Origin of the sequence: Pseudomonas sp. FP597 (genome assembly GCF_030687435.1) — a bacterium.
GTDB lineage: Bacteria > Pseudomonadota > Gammaproteobacteria > Pseudomonadales > Pseudomonadaceae > Aquipseudomonas > Aquipseudomonas lactucae.
The window spans coordinates 151501-174897 of record NZ_CP117432.1 but is presented as its reverse complement, the minus strand read 5'-3'; the positions used below and the strand labels follow the sequence as shown (position 1 = coordinate 174897).

Below are 23397 nucleotides of genomic sequence, written 5' to 3'. Positions count from 1 at the left end.
CGGGGGAAGATTAGCACTGGCGGCCACAAACGGCCCAGCCTTTCAGAGGGATCAGTTCACGACTAGTTCACGAATACTCCAGTTCGATTTCATCCAACTGGTGATCGAAACTCTTCAAACGCGCCGTCCAGGTGTACACCAGCACCTCGAATTCGCGGTGTATCACCGCGTTGCCAGGGGTGTCGGCCTTGGGGTCGCAAAAATCCAGCTGGTAGCGCTCGCGGGCCATCTGCGTGGCGACGTCGGACAATTCCCGCGCATTATTCAGCCAATGCCGACCGTCGGCGACCTGCTTGTCGAGCACGACGCACTGCTTTTTCAGGACTTCGAGGCTTTTTTCCAGCGGCGTGCCCGTGAGTTCGCCCATGACTTCCTGGAAGGTGCGCCCCGGCTGCCAGTAGCTGCCCCAGAAATAGCGATCGAACACGGTTTCGACTCGGCGCAGCGCAACCTTGGTGTCCCAGATCGCCACGCGGGTCTTGCCTTGTTCGAGGAGTTTTTTCTTGACCCGTTGATTCTGGTAGGAGGCCCAGGCGACGACGCCGATGGACAAGGTGCCGATCACCAGACAGGCACTGTCGAGAAACACCATGGCCTTGTCGAGTTGATGGGCAAGCATGACGCCATAGAAATACGCGGCCGATAACAGCACCAGTGCGAAGAGCACGCACCAGAAAGCGGGAGCATAAGGGTTTTTCATTATTGGAATCCCCATGAGCAAACGCGAGCAGTGTCAGGCAGGCCATCACCGGGCCCACCTGTCAAAGCATAGCCATTGGCTCAGGGTTTGCTGGCTGCAGAACCGTGCGTTCGTCCGCTTTCCCAACCGCCGCCCAGAGCGAGGAACAAATCGATCTGGCTCATGGCAACCTGGGTGTTCGCCGCCGCCAATTGCGCACGCATCGCCGTGTAGGTGCGGGTGGCCTGCAGGTCGGCGAGGAACGACTCGCGGCCGGCCTGGAAGAACCGGTGGGTCTGGTCCGCGGCTTGCCGCGCCGATTGCTCGGCGTCGGCCAGCGCATCACGGCGCTGCAACATGGCGGTGTATTGCGCAAGGCCGGTCTGGGTTTCGCGGATGGCATTGAGCACCACGCCGTCAAAATGCGCCAGGGCGCCCTGAGTCGCGGCTTCGGCTTCGTGAATACGCGCACGCGCGCCGTTGGTCGGCACAGTCCAGCTGATCATCGGGCCGAAGCCCCAGCGGTTGGTGGCCGGCTGGCCGAGGTTGTCGAGCAGGCCGACGGCGCCCACGGTGGCACCGATGGCGATGTCGGGGTACAGCGCGCCGGTGGCCACGCCGATACGTGCGGTGGCGGCGGCCAGTTGGCGTTCGGCCTGGCGCACGTCGGGGCGGCGCTTGAGCAGCGCGGCACCGTCGCCCACCGGCAGCAATTGGGCGATGTGCGGCAGCTCGGCGCAACTGCCGGTGCCCGCCGGCAGTTGGTCCAGCGGCTTGGCCAGCAGCATCGACAGGCGGAACAGCCCGGCCTGGCGCGCCGCTTCGTAGCGCGGCATGTCGGCGCGCAGGGATTTGTACTGGGTTTGCGAACGGGTGACCTGGGTTTCATCGCCTCGGCCGGCGTCGCGCAGGCGTTGGGTCAGGCGGGTGCTCTGGGCTTGCAGGTCCAGGGATTGGTTGGCAATCGCCAGCTCTTCGTTGGCGGCGCATACCTGGGTGTAGGAGCGCACCACATCGGCGACCAGGGTAATACGCGCGATATCGGCGGCGGCCTGGGCCGCGTCGGCGCTGGCCTGGGCGCTTTCGATGCCGCGTTGCAGGGTGCCGAACAGGTCGAATTGGTACGAGGTGGTGATGCCCAGGCTACCGATGTTATCCACCGGGACTTTGTCCGCCAGCAAAAACGCTTCGCCGGACTCCTGCAGGCGCTGCGCTTCGGCCTTGGCCCCGGCGCTCCAGCCACCGGCGGACTCGGCTTGTTGCGTCTGGAAACGCGCCCGCTGCAAATTGGCGGCGGCCACGCGCAGGTCGGTGTTGGAGGCCATGGCCTGGCGCACCAGTTCATCCAGGCGCGGGTCTTGGTAGAGCTTCCACCAATCGGCGGGGACCGGTGCCGACACCTCATTTTTACCGTCCAACGGCAGTGGCCCTTGCAGGTCGGCACGATTGACCGCGGCCGTGTCCGGCACCTGGTAATCCGGCCCTACCGCTTGGCAGGCCGACAGCAGCAAACCCAGCGCAGCGGTGGCCAACAGCTGCTTCATGGCTGGGCTCCGTCACGGGGTTTGTCGCCAATGATCGACACGGTGGCCGTACGCCCGGCGATCATGCGAAAGTCCGCCGGCACCTCGTCGAAGGCGATGCGCACCGGAATTCGCTGGGCCAGGCGCACCCAGCTGAACGCCGGGTTGACGTTGGGCAACAGGTTGGAGCCGCTGCTGCGGTCACGGTCTTCGATACCGGCGACGATGCTTTGCACATGACCGTGCAGGCGCGCGTTGTCGCCGATCACGCGGATATCCACGCCCATGCCGACGCGGATGCCGTCGAGTTTGGTCTCCTCGAAGTAGCCGTCGATGTGGAACGAGTTGCTGTCCACCACCGACAGCACCGGGTGCCCGGCGGTGACGAACTCCTGGGTACGCGGCGCGCGGTCATTGACGTAACCGTCCACGGGGCTGCGGATCACCGAGCGGTCGAGGTTGAGTTGGGCCGAGTCCACCGTCACCTGCGCTTCGGCCAACGCCGATTGAGCGCGGGCCACGCGGGACTGGCTTTCTTCCAGTTGCTCGCTCGGCACCAGGTTGCCCAGGCCACGGTTACGCTTGTACTCGCGCTGGGCCTGGGCCAGGGTTTCCTGGCGGTCGGCCACGGCGGCCTGGGCCTGGCGCAGGGCCAACTTGAAGCGGTCCTGGTCGACGGCAAACAGCACCTGGCCCTTGCTTACCAATTGGTTGTCATGCACGTCCACGCGCTGGATCAACCCGGACACGTCCGGGGCGATCTGCACGATGTCGGCACGGATGTGCCCGTCGCGGGTCCAGGGGGCAAACATGTAGTACATGACCATGCGCCACACCACGACGACCGCGAAGCTCACGATCAACAGCGTCAGGACCACACGGCCGATGGTCAAAAAAGGTTTTTTCATGTCATCAGATATCGACTGAGTGAGTCCACCGCGCCCAGCAACAGCGCGTAGAGCCCCACATTGAACAATGCCCGGTGCCAGACCAGGCGATAGAAGTGCATGCGCGTCAACAGCCCGTGCACCACCAGAAACAACCCATACGTAATGCCCATCAGCACCAGCAACGTGGGCAGGAACACCCCACTGATATCCAGATCACCGATCATAAAGGCGCTCCATCGGGCAGCGGCGCTTGCATCTGTGTGCCGTCAATAAATTCGACACCAGGCAACAGCGCCAGGCGCAGGCCCGCCAACGCATGCAGCAGGTGCAGGCGGGTGTCGTCTTCGTCTTGCAGGCCCTGGCCGTTGAGCGCGCGGCGCGTGCGGTCGAGGGTCATCAGCAGACCGCTGGGCGCGGGCAAGCGTTCACCCGCCTTGAGGCACGCCTTGAAGTAGGCGCCGACGCCCTCCACCACTTGGTTGAGCAACACCCGTGGCACGCCGAGGATGCGCGGCGAGTAGGCCAGCAGGTCGAGCAGGTTCAGCGCCACGCGCAAATCGCGCAAGGCGATGCCGGTGTCCTGGCCGGTGAGGGCCAGGCGCGGCAGGTGCTGCATCAGGCGGTCGAGCATCTGCACGGCCATGTGCCGATGTTCGGCCAGGGTCGCGGGTTCGGTGAGACCGACAATGTCGCGCCAGCTGAAGCGGGTCAGGCGCTTGGCCGCCAGTTCCGCGCCGAAAGGCCGCGCGACCAGGGTCCACACAAAGGCAAACAGCAAACCCACCGGGCCGGCCAGGTTGACGTTGGCGAAGTTCAGAAAGTCGGCATCATAGGCACCCTGGATGCTGATGAAAGACGAGGTGTTCACCAGCGTCAGCAACATGCCCAGGTAAAATCGCGGCTGCACGGTGAGGGTGCCGATGCAGATAAACGGCACCGCGAACGCCAGCACCAGCATCGGGAAATCGTGCAGGTTGGGCAGCACCAGGAACAGGTACAGGCTGGCGAACAGCACCGACATGGCGGTCCAGAAAAAGAACCGATAGATCTGCGGCGCCGGGTCGTCCATCGAGGCGAAGAAGCTGCACGCCACCGCCGCCAGGATCACGGCGCTGCCGCCGTCGGTCCAGCCCAGCAGAATCCAGAGTACCGAGGCGACGATGATCGCGCTGACGGTGGAAAACGCCGAGTAGAACATCAGGCCACGGTCGAGGAACGGCGTGAGCCGGCCCAGGCGCCAGTGGCGGTACACGGCGCGCCAGGTGTCCTGGCTTTCGCACTGAATGGCGGCTTGCAGGCTGCGGCAGTCTTGCCACAGGTCGATCCACTCGCCCAGGCGGTACAGCGCATTGGAGAACAACAAGGTGTGGCGGTCGTCCAGCGCATCGCCTTGGGGTTGTTGGGCGTCGACCTGATCACGCAGGGCGCGCCAGCGGTCCAGGGGCGCGCTTTGCTGGGTGTCTTCCAACCATTGGCGGGTGGCGTCCAGGAGCGGCGTGAGGCGCTCGATAAACTGCGGCGCGCGGTGTTCGATGGCGTACAGCGCATCGTCGAGGGCATCCACCACCGGCAGCAGATGGATCATGCGCCCACGCAGTTCCTTGGTGTTACGCACCGTCTGCGGCCGCGCGCCTTCGTGCGGCAACTGGCCGATCATCAATTCGAGGGTGTTGAAGGTGGCGACCATGCCGCTGCGTAAAGCGCTGACTTCTTCAGGCTCCACGTTGCGCGTCAGAAAACGTTGGCTGTAGACCTGCGCATCGGCAAACCACTTGGCCACCGAGCCATCGAACACCGGCATCAGGCGCCGTGGCCAGAACATCGCGCCCACCACGGCGGCGACCGCGATGCCGAGGAAGATTTCTTCGGTGCGCGCTTCGGCCACGTCCCACACCGCCAGGGGGTTATCCACCACCGGCAGGGCGATCAGCGGCAAGGTGTAGCCGGCCAGCATCAACGCGTAGTTGTTGGCGGTGCGCAGGTGCATGGACAGAAACAGCAACGTGCCCGTCCACAACGCAATCACCACCACCAGAATGTACGGCGACTGCACGAACAGCGGCACAAAAAATACCGCTGCCGCCGCGCCCATCAAGGTGCCGATGGCGCGGTACAACGCCTTGGAGCTGGTCGGTCCTACAAACGGGCTGGAAACGATGTACACCGTGGCCATCGCCCAATACGGACGCGGCATTTGCATGAGCATGGCGATGTATAACGCAATCATCGACGCTGCGAAGGTCCGCACCCCATAGAACCAATCGCGGGCCGGCGGAAAACCACTGAAGAATCCGCTCACAGCGTCGCCGCCTCAAAAGCCCGCAGCACACGCAGCGCGGCTTCCATATCGGCGGGCGCAATGTCCGCCAGCACTTCACGGCGCAGGCGCACCAGTTGCGCTTCCACCGCCTGCACCAGCTCACGGCCACGCGCGGTGAGGCTCAAGGCCTTGGCGCGGCGGTCGTGGATATCTTCGGTGCGGCACACATAGCCGTCGGTGCACAACCGGTCGAGCAGGCGCACCAGCGACGGGCTTTCCATGCCGGACGCCTGGGCCACTTTCACCTGGTGCACACCGTCGCCCAGGCGCCCGATCATCAACAGCGGCACGGCGCAGGCTTCGGAAATACCGTAGCTCACCAGCGTGCTCTGGCAGATCTTGCGCCAGTGACGGGCGCCCACCACCATGCTGCTGCTGAGGTTCATCTGGAGTTGTTCGAGGGATTGAGGCATTGGATAGCTTGCATACAGTTAGTTTGCTAACTATCAATATGATGGAGGGTGGTTGTGTCGTCAAGTTTTGAAACAATTTCTCGATGGATGGAGCGATTCAGCGGCAACAGCGCAGGACCCATGTGGGAGGGGGCAAGCCCCCGATTGCGGTGGGCCAGTCATTGATGCATGCGCTGACACTCCCTCATCGGGGCATAGGTATCTACACAATTTTTAAAAGCTGAAAGTCCTCCCTGTGGTGAGCGGGCTTGCCCCGCTCACCACGACAGCCGGTTGACCCTAGATTATTCGCTCAGCGGAAGTTGTGTAGATACCTATGCTCATCGGGGGCAAGCCCCCTCCCACATTTGGATCGATGTTGGCTTCAGGATTGCTCTGCGGCCTGGCCATCCAGGCGACGCTGGATTTCTCCCATCATGTCGAGGCCATCGCGCAGGGAAACCAGTGCGGCTGTGACCAGGTGATGGAGGTTTTGGCTGTCAGATTTGGCGGTCAGGGTTTCCAACAGCTCAGTGCCGATACGGACGCGACTGCGCGCCGTTTCGTGGAGCAAATGCGAGGGGGCAAAGGTGTTGAAGGCCAGTACGGGAACGCTGGTTGGGTTGGTTTGAAACGGTTTGTATTGGTCCATCGATAAAACCTCACAGATAAGGATTTGAACCACCCGCTCTCGTCGCCAAACAAGATAAGGGTGGCAGCTGTACGCAGGTTGGCGAACCGGTTATCTGTGAAACCCGGCAGATCCGAAGATCTCCCGCGCACAGCCGCCATAAAACCTAATGCATTCATCCAACAGAGAACGCACGAGGTATGAACGCTGAAACGCGTCACAGAAACTCGGATCGCCAAATCCGATCGCCGATGTGCGGCGACGGGGCGAACTATAGGGGGGATGGTGGAGGCTGTGCAACAGACTTCATGGGTTGTCAGGCCCCTTGACCGGTCAGGATTTTTTGCACCATCGCCATACGCTCCAGACCTTGACTGCCTCAGAAACAATCACTAACACAGCCATTAACACCAAGTTGTAGTTAGGAACAAACTTAGCACCTACCAGCAACAGCGAAACAGAAGGCACAATAAAAGCCAATCGCAAGGGTGTTTGAAGGTAAGTAACACACCTCACCTGTTCACGTCCAAGAAAGAACAGTAAGCACGAGATTACGATGGAAACTTGCAGCAGCATGGCAAAGCCGAACATGTATAACTGCACAACACTATGATCACGCAGCACCCATAAAGCACTTTCAAGATCGCTTAAATAAGGAATCCTTCCCTCTATTGCGCTGGCCACTGCATACCGAATCAGATAAAGGGCATCCATGGCTCCCCAAAACCAAAAAACATGCTTGCGCGTCATTCTCCCGCTTCCTTGTATTCATAGGCCACATCCGATTTTACAGGCTGCCAATGCCACGACTTACCACCCACCTGCCAGTTATCATCGCCCTCCAGATAACGTTGTTTTATATGCCGCAGCTCTCCATATCGACGCTCAACTGATCGGTGGGAAAGTTGATCATCTCGACTATCAAGTCTTACCCACCGTTGAGTCATAACTCTAGTGGTGTTCGCGAGATCTTTTCCGTCCGAGAGAAATACCCGTCCCTCATCAGCTGCTGAAACTAACCGATTAGCGGCGAGGATCGCGGTATTTTTAACGCCATCGTAATCGATGCTTACCTTCTCCCATTTGCCAGGCCCAACATACAGTCGGCGCCCCATTAGATGTCCATACTTGATGCGACATTCGCGACTTAAGGGGAGAAAGGGATAGTCCATCACAAACAACCACTCACCGGCTCCCAGTTTATCCAAAACCCGCCGCTGGTCTTTTTCAGCGGGGCAGCAAACGGGAGAAAGACCGCACTCACTGAGCAATTCACTCAACCCGGGCAGCACATACGGGGCGCGAAAAAACTCTCGTACTTTTATTTCCGCAAAATAGGGACTCTCGATCTTTGTGAGTTCATAACTTTCAATCTCGTCGCGTGGGACCAGGCGTTTCATGTTGTGTCCAGACCAGGGAGTTAGCGCTTGTTAATAGCGACTCCCTCACACCCGCCACTATCGTCCACTTCCGTTTAGTCGATAGGAAATTTCCCAATTTCGCGCAGAGCATGCCCCACCTCCTGCTCAATAAACTCAAACACCTCCTCCGACACGCTGTACTGAAACTGCTTGCGCCGGTGCTTGGAAACCTTGCCCTCGTGATCCAGGCACATCATCACCAACCTCGATAAATCACTGCCGCGCACGTCAAAGCGTTGATTCACGGCCTTGATCACCCGGTCATAACGGTCGAGAAATTCGGTTTCCTCGCGCAGTTCCACTTCCAGCGCGCGGCGGGCCATTTGCAGGGTGAATTCGACGCAGCAGGTGGCGTCCCAGTAGCGGTAGATCGAGGGGTGGCCGATGAAGTCGAAGGCCATTTGATCGCCGTCCAACCATGTGACGTTCCAGAACTCGCGCGTGGGTTGTGAAAACCCTTTGAGCGCCTCCAGATAGGCCTGCTCTTCGTGCTTCATCGCGACGGACACCGGCAGCAGCAGGCCGTTTTCCAGTGCGCCGTAGTGGCAGAGCGTTTGATGGATCAGGAAGCGCGACAGGCGCCCGTTGCCGTCCATGAACGGGTGCAGGAACACAAAGCCAAACGCGGTAACGGCCGCCGCTACCAGCGGGTCGACGCCGCGCACCGGTTGATTGGAAAAGGCCATCAGCTCTTCCATCAATTCTTGGCACAGCGCAGGAGCCGGCGGCACATAGCTCACGCCCGCAGCGCCGCGCAGGCCGTTATGCAGGTGGTTTTGTTCGTGGCGAAAAGCAACGGCTTTGTCGAAAGGGTTGGAAACGGTGCTGTTTTGCAGCTCAACCAAATAGTCTTCAGTGAGCAGGCGACCTTCGTGCGCCTGGCGCAACAGTTGGACGAAGCGGCGGGATTTTTCTTCGCTCGGTTGTTCTTTTTCGATGGCGAACGAGTCGCGGGTTTCGTGCAAGTAAGCCCACTGGATGGCGCGGTCCATCATTTCGGGTGGGAGGGTGGCCATGAAGGATTTGGCGCGGTCCAGCACATTGAGCGCCAACAATGCAGCCAGCTCAGGCGTTCGCTCCACAGTGGCGCAGTAATGCAGCGAACCCAAACCGTTGAAATCCACACGCCAGCGGCTATTGCGGATGCTGGGGCCGGTGACGTAGCGCTCGGGATCGAACAATGCAACGACGCGGCCCCGAACAGGCATTGAATAGTCCAGCACCCGCCCCGTTAACCCCTCCCATAAAAAACAGGCTTTGCGGATAAACGCGCCGTTTGGCGACTCCATTAATCCCGCCAAAAATGGCTCAGGCCCAAGCCGTTCAAAAACCTGAGCGAGAACAGCCAAATTCACGCCCTCATGCTTGAGAGCAAATAGCACATGGTCAAATAATGCATCGGGTGCGGGCGCCACGGTGGCCGGGACAGCCAGACAAGTGCCGATTAGAGTGATTCTGGTCACGGGTTTAATCATTGCCACACGCGGGAGCGCAATAACCTTTAGATCCAGTACGTCACATAGATGGGCATATCCGACTGTTGCCAAGGTGAATCTCCCCAGAAAAAAATCACTCAGGCGATTAAAGCCCAGATTTTTTTACTGCTCACCATTTTTTTTTACAAAACCTTAACTTTCAAAAGATTTTTTTACACCCCTCGCCCATCGCGCAACATCAGATTCAACTCATCCACCACCACCGCCCAATCCGCATCGTCCAAAATCTCCTCACGCAAGAAAGCGCGCTGGCTGTCGGTCCAAAAAAACGCGTCCGCCAATTTCAGATCCGGTTTGAGCGGTGAATGACTGGCCAGGAATTGATCGATGCTCTTCGGGTCATCCGGCAAACCCAACTGTTTGAACAATGACGGCAAGCTATGCACTGGCGATTCCATGGCGAGTTCCTAAGAAGTTGATTCTCCAGAGTCTAACCCAGGCGCCAGCCAGGCCAGCAACCACTCGACGCACTGCTGCGCCGACAACACGCCGGTATCCAGTACCAACGCGGCAGCCGCCGGCGGCTCATAGGATGAACCCACGCCGGTAAACCCCGGCAATTCGCCCCGCCGCGCTCGCGCGTAGTGGCCTTTGGGATCGCGCCCTTCGCACACCGCCAAGGAGGCGCTGCACCACACTTCCCGATAATCCGCGCCCAAGCGTTCGGCAAACACCGCCCGCAATTGGGTCAGCGGTGCGATCATGGCCAGGATCACGATCTGCCCGTTCTCCACCAGCAGCGCCGCCAGTTCGCTGGCACGGCGGATGTTTTCCTGGCGGTCGCTGTCGGCAAAGCCCAAGTCTTTATTGAGGCCGCGGCGCAAGGCGTCGCCGTCGAGCACGATGCTTTGCCGGCCTTGTTCGAACAGCGCGGCCTGCAGCCCCTGGGCCAGGGTCGATTTGCCGGAGGCGGGCAAGCCGGTGAGCAGGATCGCCATGCCGCGATGCCCATGACGCGCCTCGCGCTGACGGCGCGTAATGCTTGCCGTCGGCGCCACCAGGTTACGGGGCAACGGCACGCGGTACCGGTGCGGCGATGTTGCCGGCAGCCCACGCCGATTCGCGGCTGGCCAGCGCGGTGGCGATGCTCTGCACGCGGTCGGAGTCCAGTTGCTCGGGCAGCGGGTCGAGCCCGGCGCTGGCGAAGATCTGGCCGTAGGCGTTGCGCAGGTCGGCGTAGGCCAGGTCACGGCGCAGGTCGGCTTGCAGGGTATTGAGTTCACCCTGGATCAGGTCCAGTTCACCCAAGCCGGCGGCTTGGTGGCGGTTGCGCAGTTGGGTGAGGATTTGCCCGTCGATGCTGGCCAGTTGTTCGTTGGTCTTGAACTGGCGCACCGCGTCCTGGTAGTTGGCGTTGGCCACGTAGACTTGCGCCAGCACGGCAATCGACATGGCCTGGCGCCGTGCGGTGGCGACTTCTTCGCCGGCCTTGGCCACGTCGATGGCGGCCGGTGCGGAGATGACGTTGAACAGGTTCCAGGTGATCTTGGCGCCGTAGTCGGCCCAGCGGTTGTCCACCAGGAACGAGTTGCTGTCGTAGTGCCCACCGGCGGAAAACTCCAGGCCCGGTAGCAGGCGCAGCATGGCTTTGCGGGTTTCGGCGGCGCTGATGCGGGTCTGGTAGTCCTGCTCGCGCAGTTCGGGCCGGTTGGCCAGGGCTTCCTGTTCCAGGCTGGCCAGGTTGATCTTCAGTTGCGGCACGGTGTAATCGTCCGGCGTGGCCAGTTTCAGGTCGGTGCCCATGGGCAGGTTGATCAGCGTGGCCAGTTCGGTCTTGGCCAGGGACAGCGCGCGACGCTGCTCCTGCAATTGGCGCGTGGCTTCGATCAGCGAGCGCTGGTAGCCGAGGGCCTGCACCGGGTCGCCGATGCGCTGCTCGCTCATGCTCTGGCTGTTGACCTGAGCCTGATCAACCCGCGCCATCAGGCTGTCGATCTGGCTCAGCAAACGTTCGGCGGCCACCGCCCGCCAATAAGCCGAGCGCACGTCCTGGACGATAGTGTTGATCACCTTGCGTCGACGCTCCTGGATGATCAGGCGCTGGTCGCCCTGCTGCTTGGCGCTGATGTAGCTGACACCGAAGTCGAGCACGTTCCACACCATGGTCAGGTCCGCCACGCGACGGTCGCGGTCCTGGGAGGTGGACGGTTCGAGGGACTGCGTACCGGTGCGCACGCTCTGGCTGCTGGAGGCGTTGGTGTTATTGCGCCCGGCGTAGCCGGCGGACAGTGCCATGCGCGGCAGCATGTCGAAGCTGGACAGGTCCGACTGGCGCTTGGCCAAGGCTTCTTCCATCACCTTCAAGCGCCCTTCGAGGTTGTATTTCACCGCGCGGGCCATGGCCTCATGCAGCGTCAGCGGGCCGCTCAGAGGCTCCTGATTGGTGTACATGCCGTGCAAATCGCTGCGGGCTCGCTGCTCACTGACACTGCGTTCAATCGGCTCACTGGTGACTGCGCAACCGCTGATCGCCAGCGCCAGCAGGCTGGCGCCGCATAACTTATGACCTGTCTTCATCCCTGTAATACCCCTGTTCCTGCGCAAAATGGGAGTGTGTTCAAGCCTGCATTTCGCTGATGCCGACCTGTTGCAGCGCGGCCGCCAGGTCCATCACCTGGCGATGCTCCGTGTCTTTGATCTGTTGCAGTTGCTGGCCCAGAGTTGGAGCGCCAAACGCGCCACGCAAGCCCTGCGCCGCATCGCCACTGCCCTTGATCGACTTGTTGTCGAACGCCTTGACGCCACTGTCGTCGCCGCTGTTCTCGCGGTTGAACAGCCCCGAGAGGGTGCTTGAACCAAACACCCCGCCATCGCCGCCACCAAAACCGAGGAAGCCCTGGCCACTGCCGTCCCCGCTGCCGTCGGTGCTGAACACCTGCGCGATAAAACTGGGCGACGACGCGCCGTTGTTGATGAAAATACTGCCGATGGGCGGCAAGCCCGCGCCCATCTCACGTTGCTCGAACAACGGCGGGAAGCCGATGGGCGAACCCAGGTCGCCTCCCGGCCGGCCGAAGATGATCGGCTGCAACGGCTGGTTCGGCGCGTCCTGGGGCGCAGCCGGCGCGGTGACACGAAACAAAGGGTCGCCCGTCAGCGCGATGGTGTTGATCGCAAAATTGTTGGAGTTGGCAAAACCGCTGCCGGCGTTGCCCGCCAGGTCCGTCACCAGGCTGGAATCGAGCGTGATGAAGTTGCTCGGGTCATTGATATTGGCCGTCGGTGTCAGGGTCGCGGTCCAGGTCTTGCCGCCGTCGTTGGTGGCCAGGTTGGACAAGGTGCCATTGGCCACGCTGAGGTCATCCAGCTCAAAGCCTGTGACCCTCTCGCTGAAGGTGAAGGTCACGGTGGTGCTCTGCCCGACCGTAAGGTTCGGGTTGGCCACGCTGATGGTCGCGGTGGGCCGCTCACCATCAATGGCAAAGTTGTTGGAAATCACGATGCTGCTACCGGCGTTACCCGCGGCATCATTCACCAGGCCGGCGTCCAGCACGATCAGGTTGGTGGCATCGCTGATAGCCGCCGTAGGCGTCAGGGTGGCGGTCCAGGTTATACCGCCGTCGCTGCTGGCCAGGTTGGACAACACACCATTGGCCACGCTCAGGTCCGACAGGTCGAAACCGCTGACCGCTTCACTGAAGCCGATGGTCACTGTGGCGGTCTGGCCGATGCCCAGGTTGTTGTCCGCCACGGAGATCGTCGCGGTGGGACGCTGGGTGTCGATCGTGTAGTTGTTCGAATCGGTGGTGCCCACGCCTGCGTTGCCCGAAACGTTGACGACACCGGTGTTGTCCAGGGTGATCAGGTTACTGGTGTCGGCAATGCTCGCACTTGGCGTGAACGTGGCCGTCCAGGTGACGCCGCCGTCGGTGGACGACAGGTTACTCAGGGTGCCGTTGCTGACACTCAGGTCGCTGTTGTCGAAACCGCTCACCGCTTCGTTGAAGGTGATAGTCACCTGGGAGGTTTCGCCAATGCTCAGCGCCGTATCGGCGACCACGATAGTGGCCGTCGGCACCTGCGTATCGATGCTGTAGTTGGCGGAATTGGTGGTCCCGGTTCCGCTGTTGCCCGCCGCGTCACTCACGCCGGCGTTGTCCAGGACGATCAGATTGGTCGTGTCGCGCACGCCAAGGGTCGGGGTGAAGACGGCGGTCCAGGTCAGGCCGCCGTCGCTGCTGCTCACCGCGCTCAGGGTGCCGTTGGCAATGCTGAGGTCATCGTTGCTGAAACCGGTGACGGCCTCGCTGAAGGTGATGGTCACCAACGAGGTTTCGCCGACGCTGAGGCTGGAGTCGGCCAGCACAATTGTTGCGGTTGGTCGCTGGGTGTCCAGCGCGTAGTTGTTGGAATCGATGCTGCCGACATTGGCGTTGCCGGCCAGGTCGACGATGCCGCCACTGTTGAGCGTGATGAAGTTGCTGCTGCCCGTGATGCCATCGGTCGGCGTGAACGTGGCGGTCCAGGTGATGCCGCCGTCGCTGCTGCTCAGCCCCGAGAGCACGCCGTTGGCCACCGTCAGGTCAGCGCTGGTGAACGCCGTCACGGCCTCGTTGAAGGTGATGGTTACCAGCGAGGTCTCGCCGGCGGCAATGGTGGTGTCAGCCACGACGATGCTCGCGGTGGGGCGCACCGTGTCGACCGCGTAGTTGTTGGAGTCGGTGGTGCCCACGCCTGCGTTGCCCGAAACGTTGACGACACCGGTGTTGTCCAGGGTGATCAGGTTACTGGTGTCGGCAATGCTCGCACTTGGCGTGAACGTGGCCGTCCAGGTGACGCCGCCGTCGGTGGACGACAGGTTACTCAGGGTGCCGTTGCTGACACTCAGGTCGCTGTTGTCGAAACCGCTCACCGCTTCGTTGAAGGTCACAGTGACCAACGACGTCTCGCCAATGCTCAGCGCCATATCGGCGACCACGATCGTGGCCGTCGGCACCTGCGTATCGATGCTGTAGTTGGCCGAGTTGCTGGTACCGGTTCCGCTGTTGCCCGCCGCGTCACTCACGCCGGCGTTGTCCAGGACGATCAGATTGGTCGTGTCGCGCACGCCGAGGGTCGGGGTGAAGACGGCGGTCCAGGTCAGGCCGCCGTCGCTGCTGCTCACCGCGCTCAGGGTGCCGTTGGCAATGCTGAGGTCATCGTTGCTGAAACCGGTCACGGCCTCGCTGAAGGTGATGGTCACCAACGAGGTTTCGCCGACGCTGAGGCTCGAATCGGCCAGCACAATCGTCGCGGTTGGACGCTGGGTGTCCAGCGCGTAGTTGTTGGAGTCGGTGCTGCCGACATTGGCGTTGCCGGCCAGGTCGACGATGCCGCCACTGTTGAGCGTGATGAGGTTACTGCTGTCCGTGATGCCATCGGTGGGCGTGAACGTGGCGGTCCAGGTGATGCCGCCGTCGCTGCTGCTCAGCCCCGAGAGCACGCCGTTGGCGACCGTCAGGTCAGCGCTGGTGAACGCCGTCACGGCTTCATTGAAGGTGATGGTCACCAGTGAGGTCTCGCCGGCGGAAATCGCGGTGTCCGCCACGACGATGCTCGCGGTGGGGCGCACCGTGTCGACCGCGTAGTTGTTGGAGTCGGTGGTGCCCACGCCGGCGTTGCCTGCGCCGTTGATCAGGCCGGTATTATCCAGCGTGATGACGTTGCTGGTATCGGCAATGCTGGCGCTCGGGGTGAACGTGGCCGTCCAGGTGACGCCACCGTCGGTACTGCTCATGGTGCTGAGTGTGCCGTTGCTGACAGTCAGGTCCGAATTGTCGAAACCGCTGACCGCCGAGTTGAAGGTCACGGTGACCAACGATGTCTCGCCGATGCTCAACGTGGTATCGGCAATCACAATGGTTGCCGTCGGCACGTTGGTGTCGACCTGGTAGTTATTGGAGTTGGTGGTGCCGGTACCGGTGTTGCCCGCCGCATCGCTGACGCCGGTGTTGTTCAGGGTGATGACGTTGGACAAGTCGCTGACCCCGAGGGCTGGAGTAAAGGTCGCCGTCCAGGTGAGGCCGCCATCGCTGCTGCTGACTGCGCTCAATGTGCCGTTGGCCACGCTCAGGTCCGAATTGTCAAAACCGGTCACCGCTTCGGAGAAGGTGATGGTGACCAACGACGTTTCGCCGACGCTCAGCGCCGTATCGGCGATCACGAGGGTGGCGGTCGGGCGCAGCGTGTCGACGGCATAGTTGTTGGAGTCGGTGGTGCCGCTGCCGGTATTGCCTGCCCCATCGACAATACCGGTGTTATTGAGGGTGATCAGGTTGGTGGCATCACTGACGCCCGCCGATGGCGTGAAGGTTGCGGTGTAGGTGATGTTGTCGCTGGTGCTCAGACCGCTCAGGCTGCCGTTGGTGACGCTCAGGTCGGCCAGGGTGAAACCGGTCACCGCCTCGCTGAAGGTGATTGTCACCACCGATGTTTCACCAACGGCAATCGCCGTGTCGGCGAGCACGAGGGTGGCGGTGGGTCGCGCGGTGTCGATGGCGTAGCTGTTGGAGTCGGTGGTGCCGCTGCCGGCGTTGCCCGCTGCGTCAGTCACGCCGGTGTTGTCCAGGGTGATGAGGTTGCTGCTGTCGCTGAGACTGGCGCTGGGCGTGAGCGTCGCGGTCCAGGTGATACCGCCGTCGCCGCTGCTCAGGCCGGTGAGCGTGCCGTTGGCAACCGTCAGGTCGGCGGCGGTAAAACCTGTCACTGCTTCGTTGAACGTGATGGTGACCAACGAGGTTTCGCCGACGCTCAACGCAGTGTCGGCCACCACGATGCTGGCGGTGGGGCGCTGGGTGTCGACCGCATAGTTGTTGGAGCTGGTGGTGCCGCTGCCGGCGTTACCGGCCGCGTCCGCCACACCGGTGTTGGCCAGGACGATCAGGTTGGTGGCATCGCTGGTGCTGGCGCTCGGCGTGAGCGTGGCGGTCCAGGTAATACCGCCGTCACCGCTGCTCAGCCCACTCAAGGAGCCGTTGGCGACGGTCATATCGGCCAGGGTGAAACCGGTGACGGCCTCGCTGAAGGTGATGGTGACCAGGGACGTCTCACCGATGTTCAGTGCGCTATCGGCCACCACGATGGCGGCGGTCGGACGCTGGGTATCGACGGCGTAGTTGTTCGAGTCGGTGGTGCCGCTGCCGGGGTTGCCGGCCAGGTCGGCAATACCGCTGTTGGTCAGGGTGATCAGGTTGGTGGTGTCACTGATGCTGGCCGTCGGGGTGAACGTTGCAGTCCAGGTGATACCCCCGTCGCTGCTGCTCAGCGTGTTCAAGCTGCCATTGGCAGCGGTCAGGTCGGCGAGGGTGAAACCGCTCACGGCCTCGGTGAAGGTGATGGTTACCACGGAGGTTTCACCGACGCTCAGGCTGGTGTCGGTCACCACGATGGTGGCGGTTGGGCGTTGCGTGTCGATGGCGTAGTTGTTGGAGTTGGTCGTGCCCACGCCAGCGTTGCCGTTGAGGTCCGCCACGCCGGTATTGTTCAGGACAATCAGATTGGAGGTATCGGTGACAGGCGCATCCGGCGTCAGCGTGGCGGTCCAGGTGATGCCTGCGTCACTGGTGCTCAGGCCGCTGATCGAGCCGTTGGCGACGGTCAGGTCGGCGCTGGTGAAACCGCTCACGGCTTCGCTGAAGGTGATGGTCACGACGCTGGTTTCGCCGATCCTGAGGGCGGTGTCGCTGACCACGATGGACGCCGTGGGCGCCACGGTATCGTTGACGATGTAGTTGTTCGAGTCGGTGGTGCCCACGCCGGCATTGCCGGCCAGGTCGGCAACGCCGGTGTTGTTCAGGGTGATGATGTTGGTGGTGTCGGCAATGTTGCTGGCCGCGGTCAACGTACCGGTCCAGGTGACGCCGCCGTCGCCAGTGGTCAGGGTGCCGACGGTGCCGTTCTGCACCGTCAGGTCCGCCGCGGTGAGGCCCGTCACGGCTTCGGAGAAGGTGATGGTCACCGTCGAGGTGCCGCCGGAGTTCAGGTTGGTGTTGGCCACCACGACGGTCGCGGTGGGCGGCGTCTCGTCCGGCACATAGTTGGTGTTGATGGTGCCGCCGTCACCGTAGACGTTGGCCACCGAGGCCGGCGAAACACCCGCCGTGCCCGCACTGGTACCGCCCACGCCACTGCCACCAATGTTGCCGGCCAGTGCCGCGAAGTTGGCGGCGGTGATCAGGATCGAGCCTTTGTTCCAGATAGCGCCGACCCCGACACCGCCCGCACCGCCTGCCTGAAGATAGCTGCCGCCGGCTCCGCCACCCCCACCGCCACCGCCCGCGCCGACGTTGTTGGAGATGGTCGAGTTACCGATGATCCGCAGGGTCGCGCCGGTGTCGTTGTAGATCCCGCCCACCGCGCCGCCGCCGTCGCCACCGAAGTTGTCGTACCCGTCACCCCCACCGCCACCGCCGATGGACAATCCGCCACTGCTGGCCGTACCACCGGCCGAGCCGGTGCTATAACCCGGATACGCCGCACCGCCGGCGCCACCCGTGGTGGAACCGCCACGCCCGCCGATATTGAAGAAGCCGCCGCCCGCACCGCCCTGCCCCGCAGTGCCATTGCTGCCCGTGGAGTTAAGCGTATCGCCGCCCTTGCCACCGGTACCACCGCTGATCGCGCCACCACCGCCGCCGCCGCCACCGGCGTATGTCGGCGTTACACCGCCGCCGCCGCCACCACCGGAAGCGGCGTTGGCGGTCACGGTGACGTTCTTCAGGGTCAAGGTGCCGGCGTTGTAGATACCACCGCCCTGGGACACCAGCGCATCGTCACCGCCATTACCGCCATTGCCGGCGGTCATGCCCCGGGTAATCACCAGGCCATCGAGGGTGGCCGTGGTGCCGGATGTCACTTGCAGGATCTGGGTGCGGTACTGGCCGTCGAGCGTCACGTCGGCCACGTTGTCGTTATTGAGGTCACCGTCGATGGTGACGTTCTTGTCGACCACCAGCACCTGGGTCAGGGCAACGGTCATGGTGCTATTGAACGTGACGATGTCGCCGTTCTGCGCAGACGACAGGGCCGCGCGCAAGGAACCAATGCCGGAGTTGAGGTTGTTGGTGGCGGTCCAGGTGGCCAGACCCCATTGGTACTCGCTCATGGCGCTGGTCGACAGCACGTTGGCGCTTTCGATGTTGCCGGTGGCGATTTCCAGGTCCCAATCGCCGCCCAGGCCGGTGCGGTCAGTGGACGCCGCGACATCGCGGCCGGTCAACTGCGCCAGTGAATCGACCAGGCTCAGGCCACGCTCGCCTTCGGCGGTGTAGCAGCCATAGATGAGGATATCGCCGCCGACGTTCATGTCCTGGCCGATCCGCGCCAACACTTCGCTGCGGGCCTGGACGTTATCCGCCGACAGGTAACTGTTGCCCAGCCACACATCGCCGGCATTGCCGTGGGCGACGATCTGCACCGAGCTGACGCCCTGGTGGCTGTCCAGGTAATCGGCGATCTGCTGCAAACCGTCCTTGCTCGCCTCCAGTTGCACCACCTGGGTACCGGGCGCCACGCCTTCGAGCAGGCTGGCGGAATCCTTGACCCGGGAGTCGACGAACAACACGCTCTTGCCCGGCACCGCCGCCTGCGTCGCATCGACCTGGCCCTGGGGCGCATGGGTGTCCGCCGGCTGATCCGCCGTGGGGGCCTTGGCCGCCTCGGCCGTGGGCTGGGCATCCGGCTGCGCGGCATCGGCCACGGTTGCCGCTACCGCGCCGTCGAACAGCATTCGCGGCTCCAGGAACATGATCATTGGCGAAGCCAGCGCGTGTGCGCCCTCGGTTACCCGCGATTTGTCTTTGCTCCACCACATGACGATCACCCGGACTCGAACGACTTGAATACGCAAAAAGAAAAAGCTGCAATCAACTGATCGCGGCGTCGGTTTTCATACGAATGACATTGGCCGCACTGGCAGACCCATCGCGCCAGAACGACAACGCGGCATACTTCTCAAACAAGTCCGGCGGCAACAGCGTTCGCCGTGCCTGTGGCGCGACCTTGGGCTTGACCTTGTGCAGGCCGGTCAGTCCCAGGGCCTGGTCAAAGAGCGGCGCGTCGTAGGTCAGGTGGTTGAAGTCATGTTCGAACCAGGGTTCGCCGATGAAGTCGTACACCAGCCGCATCACCCGCTCCGGGGCCTGGCTCAACAAGTCGTAATCAACGACCAGCAACGATTCGGCGTTCTCGCCGTAATACGCCTCTTTGAGCGCGGTCCAGGCAAAACCCACCAGGCGATTGCGCTGGGCCAGGGTTTCGCAGCGGCTGTAGACGGTGTTGCGCTCGTCATCGTCGTTGAACAGTTTGGTGTTCTCGAACGGGTTGGCGCGGTACAGGCGTTCAAGGCTGTCCAGCACCCAGGCCACGTTGCGCACACAGGCGATCACTTTGGCCTGGGGGAACAGGTCATGCAGCGCGGGCATGCGCGCGCACCATTGGCGGTTGGTATCGAATACCACGGGGGTGGAGGACTTGTCGGCGTAATAGGCGTCGAACAGCCCGCGCAGCAGGCGGCGGCGGGTGCCTGCGTCAATCACCGAGCCGAACTCGCTGCCTGCGCTGCATTGCGCCAGCACCCCATTGAACAAGGGGCTCACCGGGCTGCTCATGCCGGCGTGAAAACGCGGGTTCTGCAGGAGAATCGCGGAGAGCAAGGTAGAACCGGAACGCGGCAGTCCGGAGATAAAGTGATACTGCATCCTTTCACCAATTTTGTAGGACAAAATCCATTTGTGATGAAAGCGTAGCTGAGGATTAACGTCTCAACTAGTGGTTATTTGCCACTATTTTGGTAGGCCGTTAATGCCAAACGGATATTAGTCGCAGCCCGCACGCTGCGATGCGTCTGGCCCGCGGCACAGCAGATAGAGACGCGCCCTCGCGCCGCCGCCGTCTTGCTGGCTGATCAAGCGCCAGCCGTCGGGCAAGGGCGCAAATTCGTCCGGCCCGTCGTTGCTGCTGATCAGCCAGACGCGTCGGGTGTCGGCCGGTAATGCCGACAAACGGTCGAGGGAAATGCGCCCGCCGTCCTGGTCCACCAAGGTGCCGAAGCCATAGGCGTTCGGCCGTGTGGGTGTGCCATCGGGCTTGGGCGGGGTGAAGAGTTGCAGCTGCGCGTCGGTCTGGTCGTAATACACGTAGCTGAGGTACCACATCATGTCGCTGAGGACGATGCGGTCGTCTTCCTGGTAATTGCGATTGACGAACTCCACCGGCACATTGAACTGATCGTGCTCATCCACCGCAAAGTTATTCTTCAGCCCCACCAGTTCCACGCCGACCAACAGCACGAACAATGCGGCCCCGAGCCACGCCAGGCGCGACGGCAGACGGTCGATTGCCACGGCCACCAGCATCGGCAACGCCAGGGCGTAAACGGTGAGGTAGCGCTCGATGAACACGGGCGAGATAAACGACACCGCATACACCAGCAGCAGCGGCAGCAGCAAGAACAGCGCCAACAGCACCGCCGGGCGATGACGCTCGCGATCACGCCAGGCGGCGGTGCCCACCACCACCAGACACAGCAGCGGGAACAGCCAGAACAGCGGCGGCCAAAGGTCCAGACCTTCATCCTGGAGCACAAACTGCCAGATCATCGACGGTACGGAGAGCAGGTTGACCGGTTCTTCCCAGCCAATATCGCCGCCGACCTTGAGTTGGTCGACGTGCTGCACCAGGTCCAGCAGGTTCGGCAGCCAGGGCAGGTAAAGCAGCACAATGGCGACGTTAGCCAGCCACCAGCTGCGACACGTGATCAGGCGTTGGCCCGGCGGTTGCGACGTGCTCAACAGCCCCAGCCAGGCCCAGTGCACCAGTACGCACAGGGCGGTGAAGTAGTGGGTGTAGAAACCGGCACTCATCAGCAACACATAGGCAGCCAGGTAGCGTGCGCGTTCCGGTTGGCGCACCCAGTACACCAATGCCAGGGTGGCACCGAGCAGCCACACGCCGAGCAGGGCATACATGCGCACTTCCTGGCTGTAGCGCACTGCGGTGGGCAACAGTGCCAGCAGTACACCCGCCAGCACGGCCGCGCGCCGCGATGAGAGCTGCCGGGTGAGCCACACCCCGAGGCCCACGACAGCCACGCCGGGCAGCGCGCTCATGCCGCGAATCGACCAGATCCCATCGCCAAACAGCTCGATCCAGCCGCGCAGCATGAAAAAATACAGCGGTGGGTGAACATCGTGGGCGGCATGAAACCACAGGTCGTCCAGGGCGTACTCGCTGAGCAGCAGGCTCGAGCCTTCGTCGCCCCAGATCGCCGCGGTGGTCAGCCCGTAAAAACGCAGGGCCATGGCCAGCCCGAGGATCGGCAACCACCACAAACGGCTGAGCCAGCCGGCACCCGCCCAGACATCGTTGAGCGCGGCAACGGCGCCGATCTTTTCGTCCTGTCCTACCCACCTTCGCACCACAAACCCCTCAGCACTGCCCGTTTCCAGGGAAAAACATGCACGCGCACAAACCAGCGCCACTGTAGGCCAAACAGCCCTGATTCGCCCACTGTTTCGAAAGCGCCGGGCAGTGCGCCAAAGCTGCGTCTACGCTCTGCGATGACGCCCCTTCGAGGGTCGTCACCCCCTATAGAGCCTCTACAAGGATGAACGATCCATGGAAGTATTCATCGGCACTATCCAACCCTTCGCGTTTAATTTCGCACCTCGGGATTGGGCCTTGTGCGCCGGCCAAACCCTCTCCGTCAGCCAGTACCAAACGCTGTTCGCCCTGATCGGCATCACCTACGGCGGCACCGGCTCGACGACCTTCATGCTGCCCAACCTGCAAGGTCGCCTGCCTGTCGGCCAAGGTGGTGGCCTTGGCTTGACGCCGCGGGTTATCGGCGAAGTGGCCGGCACCGAAAGCGTCACCGCCACGCTGGCCAACCTGCCCGCTCACACCCATGGGATCGCGGCACTCACCGCCAGCACTTCGGTGCAATTGACCAACGCCGCCAGCAACCCGGTCAACACACCCACCGCCACTAACTCGTTTATCGGTGCTTCCGGCACTGGCCCGGGCAGCGCCAGCATCTACTCAGACCAACAGGGCGCCAGCCCGGTGCCGCTCAAAGGCGTGAGCACCACCTTGACCGGCACCATTGACCCCGCCGGCCAAGGCCAGCCCATGGGCAGCATGAATCCCTTTCTGGTTATCAACTTCAGCATTGCCCTGAGCGGATACTTTCCGTCACGCGACTGATGTCATCCTTGGCCGAGGCTTAAGTGCCTCGGCGCTTTTGAAGCGGAGCCACGCTTATGTTGAACCTGGTCACCTCTGAACATTTTCGCCCGTTGCTGGCGGGCAGCAGCCTGCTTTACCTGCCGGATGGCTCGGCGCTGCCGATTCAAATCGAACGTGTACGCGAGGCGCCCCAAGCGACCTTGCCGCACAGCCCACGCGGGGCATTCAGCGTATTGCTCAGCAGCCTCGGCCCTACCGATTTCGTCGACGGTCTATGCTGCCTGCCGCTGCCGGACGTGTGCCTGGAACAGGTGTTTGTGTCCCGCGAGCCCGCCATGGGCCGGGACGCCGAACGCGGTTATTTTTGCATCGTGTTCAACTGAGACGGGTACCACACCAACCGCTGCGCGGCGGCAGTGTCTTCCTCCACCCGAAACCCCAGCGCCAGGTAATGCTGGCGCGCATGGGGGTTGCTCGCCCAGACCACGGTGGTCACCGGGCAGACCACCTGGGCTGCGGCCCGCTGCACCCCTTGCAACACCACGCGGCCAAAACCCTGGCCGCGGGCGGCCGGGATAAACGCCAGGTACAGCACGCGCATCTCATTCGGCCCGAAGTCGGCACTCAGTGCGCCGATAGGCGTTCCCAGTTTCTCGACCACATAATGCAGCGCACCGGGAAAATGCGCGTCCAGCCCCGCTTCCTGGACCTGGAACTGCTGGGCGATCACCTCCTCCACCAGCGCCTGCTCGCCATCGATCCATTGCAGATCAGCGCGCGCCGAGCGGTACAGGCCCTGCAAAAACGGCCCATCGGTGCTGCGTGACGGGCGCACCACCAGGCCCTGCGCCAACGCGCCATCCTTGTTCAACATCGCCTTA

The 23397-nt window shown here is 62.4% G+C and carries 19 protein-coding genes; 2 read left to right on the top strand and 17 right to left on the bottom strand.

Annotation, left to right across the window (positions count from 1 at the left end; genetic code table 11):
• Positions 1–67: 67 nt before the first annotated feature.
• The 16 genes from PSH66_RS00805 to PSH66_RS00730 form a co-directional block, all read right to left on the bottom strand.
• Positions 68–700, bottom strand: coding sequence for an NADH:ubiquinone oxidoreductase subunit N (locus PSH66_RS00805; protein ID WP_305428186.1), 633 nt, complete (start codon positions 698–700; stop codon positions 68–70).
• A gap of 80 nt (positions 701–780) precedes the next feature.
• On the bottom strand, positions 781–2223 hold the full coding sequence (locus tag PSH66_RS00800; RefSeq protein WP_305428185.1) for an efflux transporter outer membrane subunit: 1443 nt from the start codon (positions 2221–2223) through the stop codon (positions 781–783).
• On the bottom strand, positions 2220–3110 hold the full coding sequence (locus tag PSH66_RS00795; protein WP_078731011.1) for an efflux RND transporter periplasmic adaptor subunit: 891 nt from the start codon (positions 3108–3110) through the stop codon (positions 2220–2222). The genes PSH66_RS00800 and PSH66_RS00795 overlap by 4 nt, the downstream gene beginning before the upstream one ends.
• Positions 3107–3316, bottom strand: a complete 210-nt coding sequence (locus tag PSH66_RS00790) for a DUF1656 domain-containing protein (protein WP_003170885.1) — start codon at positions 3314–3316, stop codon at positions 3107–3109. The genes PSH66_RS00795 and PSH66_RS00790 overlap by 4 nt, the downstream gene beginning before the upstream one ends.
• Positions 3313–5391 carry an FUSC family protein gene (locus PSH66_RS00785; RefSeq protein WP_141064912.1) on the bottom strand — a complete coding sequence of 693 codons (2079 nt, stop codon included), beginning with the start codon at positions 5389–5391 and terminating at the stop codon, positions 3313–3315. Before PSH66_RS00785 ends, PSH66_RS00790 begins: the two co-directional genes overlap by 4 nt.
• Positions 5388–5798, bottom strand: coding sequence for a MarR family winged helix-turn-helix transcriptional regulator (locus tag PSH66_RS00780; RefSeq protein ID WP_003170883.1), 411 nt, complete (start codon positions 5796–5798; stop codon positions 5388–5390). Before PSH66_RS00780 ends, PSH66_RS00785 begins: the two co-directional genes overlap by 4 nt.
• Before the next feature lie 391 nt (positions 5799–6189).
• Entirely contained in the window at positions 6190–6456 is a 267-nt protein-coding gene (locus tag PSH66_RS00775) for a hypothetical protein (protein WP_141064913.1), read from the bottom strand.
• A gap of 312 nt (positions 6457–6768) precedes the next feature.
• Positions 6769–7185 carry a hypothetical protein gene (locus tag PSH66_RS00770; protein ID WP_141064914.1) on the bottom strand — a complete coding sequence of 139 codons (417 nt, stop codon included), beginning with the start codon at positions 7183–7185 and terminating at the stop codon, positions 6769–6771.
• Positions 7182–7835, bottom strand: coding sequence for a hypothetical protein (locus PSH66_RS00765; protein ID WP_258317867.1), 654 nt, complete (start codon positions 7833–7835; stop codon positions 7182–7184). The genes PSH66_RS00770 and PSH66_RS00765 overlap by 4 nt, the downstream gene beginning before the upstream one ends.
• Positions 7836–7909: 74 nt before the next feature.
• Entirely contained in the window at positions 7910–9403 is a 1494-nt protein-coding gene (locus PSH66_RS00760; protein ID WP_305428184.1) for a Fic family protein, read from the bottom strand.
• A gap of 101 nt (positions 9404–9504) precedes the next feature.
• Positions 9505–9750: a DUF2789 domain-containing protein gene (locus PSH66_RS00755; RefSeq protein WP_003170881.1), complete on the bottom strand. Its 246-nt coding sequence runs from the start codon at positions 9748–9750 to the stop codon at positions 9505–9507.
• A 9-nt stretch (positions 9751–9759) separates the two neighbouring features.
• On the bottom strand, positions 9760–10371 hold the full coding sequence (cysC, locus tag PSH66_RS00750) for an adenylyl-sulfate kinase (RefSeq protein ID WP_305428183.1): 612 nt from the start codon (positions 10369–10371) through the stop codon (positions 9760–9762).
• The gene (locus PSH66_RS00745) at positions 10355–11869 is read right to left on the bottom strand and encodes a TolC family protein (RefSeq protein ID WP_305428182.1); all 1515 of its coding nucleotides are present in this window, start codon (positions 11867–11869) and stop codon (positions 10355–10357) included. Before PSH66_RS00745 ends, cysC begins: the two co-directional genes overlap by 17 nt.
• A 40-nt stretch (positions 11870–11909) precedes the next feature.
• Entirely contained in the window at positions 11910–19142 is a 7233-nt protein-coding gene (locus tag PSH66_RS00740; RefSeq protein WP_305428181.1) for an Ig-like domain-containing protein, read from the bottom strand.
• Positions 19143–19194: 52 nt separating this feature from the next.
• Positions 19195–20028, bottom strand: coding sequence for a sulfotransferase (locus tag PSH66_RS00735; protein ID WP_305428180.1), 834 nt, complete (start codon positions 20026–20028; stop codon positions 19195–19197).
• Positions 20029–20145: 117 nt separating this feature from the next.
• Positions 20146–21747, bottom strand: coding sequence for a glycosyltransferase family 39 protein (locus tag PSH66_RS00730; protein ID WP_370694820.1), 1602 nt, complete (start codon positions 21745–21747; stop codon positions 20146–20148).
• 199 nt (positions 21748–21946) lie between these two features.
• Here PSH66_RS00730 and PSH66_RS00725 point away from each other — a divergent pair, with 199 nt between their 5' ends.
• Together PSH66_RS00725 and PSH66_RS00720 are read left to right on the top strand one after the other, a co-directional pair.
• On the top strand, positions 21947–22534 hold the full coding sequence (locus PSH66_RS00725) for a phage tail protein (protein ID WP_305428178.1): 588 nt from the start codon (positions 21947–21949) through the stop codon (positions 22532–22534).
• A 56-nt stretch (positions 22535–22590) separates the two neighbouring features.
• A complete protein-coding gene (locus PSH66_RS00720) occupies positions 22591–22899 on the top strand; it encodes a hypothetical protein (protein ID WP_078822808.1) in 309 nt (102 codons plus the stop codon).
• Here PSH66_RS00720 and PSH66_RS00715 read toward each other — a convergent pair.
• Positions 22875–23390: a GNAT family N-acetyltransferase gene (locus tag PSH66_RS00715; RefSeq protein WP_305428177.1), complete on the bottom strand. Its 516-nt coding sequence runs from the start codon at positions 23388–23390 to the stop codon at positions 22875–22877. The two genes, PSH66_RS00720 and PSH66_RS00715, sit on opposite strands and share 25 nt — an antisense overlap.
• Between the last annotated feature and the right edge of the window lie 7 nt (positions 23391–23397).

Bases quoted from the DNA above. Each gene is read 5' to 3' on its own strand.
- PSH66_RS00790 (WP_003170885.1), bottom strand. From the start codon at position 3,316: ATGATCGGTGATCTGGATATCAGTGGGGTGTTCCTGCCCACGTTGCTG.
- PSH66_RS00715 (WP_305428177.1), bottom strand. From the start codon at position 23,390: ATGTTGAACAAGGATGGCGCGTTGGCGCAGGGCCTGGTGGTGCGCCCG.
- PSH66_RS00745 (WP_305428182.1), bottom strand. From the start codon at position 11,869: ATGAAGACAGGTCATAAGTTATGCGGCGCCAGCCTGCTGGCGCTGGCG.
- PSH66_RS00735 (WP_305428180.1), bottom strand. From the start codon at position 20,028: ATGCAGTATCACTTTATCTCCGGACTGCCGCGTTCCGGTTCTACCTTG.
- PSH66_RS00765 (WP_258317867.1), bottom strand. From the start codon at position 7,835: ATGAAACGCCTGGTCCCACGCGACGAGATTGAAAGTTATGAACTCACA.
- PSH66_RS00805 (WP_305428186.1), bottom strand. From the start codon at position 700: ATGAAAAACCCTTATGCTCCCGCTTTCTGGTGCGTGCTCTTCGCACTG.
- PSH66_RS00800 (WP_305428185.1), bottom strand. From the start codon at position 2,223: ATGAAGCAGCTGTTGGCCACCGCTGCGCTGGGTTTGCTGCTGTCGGCC.
- PSH66_RS00780 (WP_003170883.1), bottom strand. From the start codon at position 5,798: ATGAACCTCAGCAGCAGCATGGTGGTGGGCGCCCGTCACTGGCGCAAG.
- PSH66_RS00795 (WP_078731011.1), bottom strand. From the start codon at position 3,110: ATGAAAAAACCTTTTTTGACCATCGGCCGTGTGGTCCTGACGCTGTTG.
- PSH66_RS00740 (WP_305428181.1), bottom strand. From the start codon at position 19,142: ATGTGGTGGAGCAAAGACAAATCGCGGGTAACCGAGGGCGCACACGCG.
- PSH66_RS00720 (WP_078822808.1), top strand. From the start codon at position 22,591: ATGTTGAACCTGGTCACCTCTGAACATTTTCGCCCGTTGCTGGCGGGC.
- PSH66_RS00725 (WP_305428178.1), top strand. From the start codon at position 21,947: ATGGAAGTATTCATCGGCACTATCCAACCCTTCGCGTTTAATTTCGCA.
- PSH66_RS00755 (WP_003170881.1), bottom strand. From the start codon at position 9,750: ATGGAATCGCCAGTGCATAGCTTGCCGTCATTGTTCAAACAGTTGGGT.
- PSH66_RS00775 (WP_141064913.1), bottom strand. From the start codon at position 6,456: ATGGACCAATACAAACCGTTTCAAACCAACCCAACCAGCGTTCCCGTA.
- PSH66_RS00770 (WP_141064914.1), bottom strand. From the start codon at position 7,185: ATGACGCGCAAGCATGTTTTTTGGTTTTGGGGAGCCATGGATGCCCTT.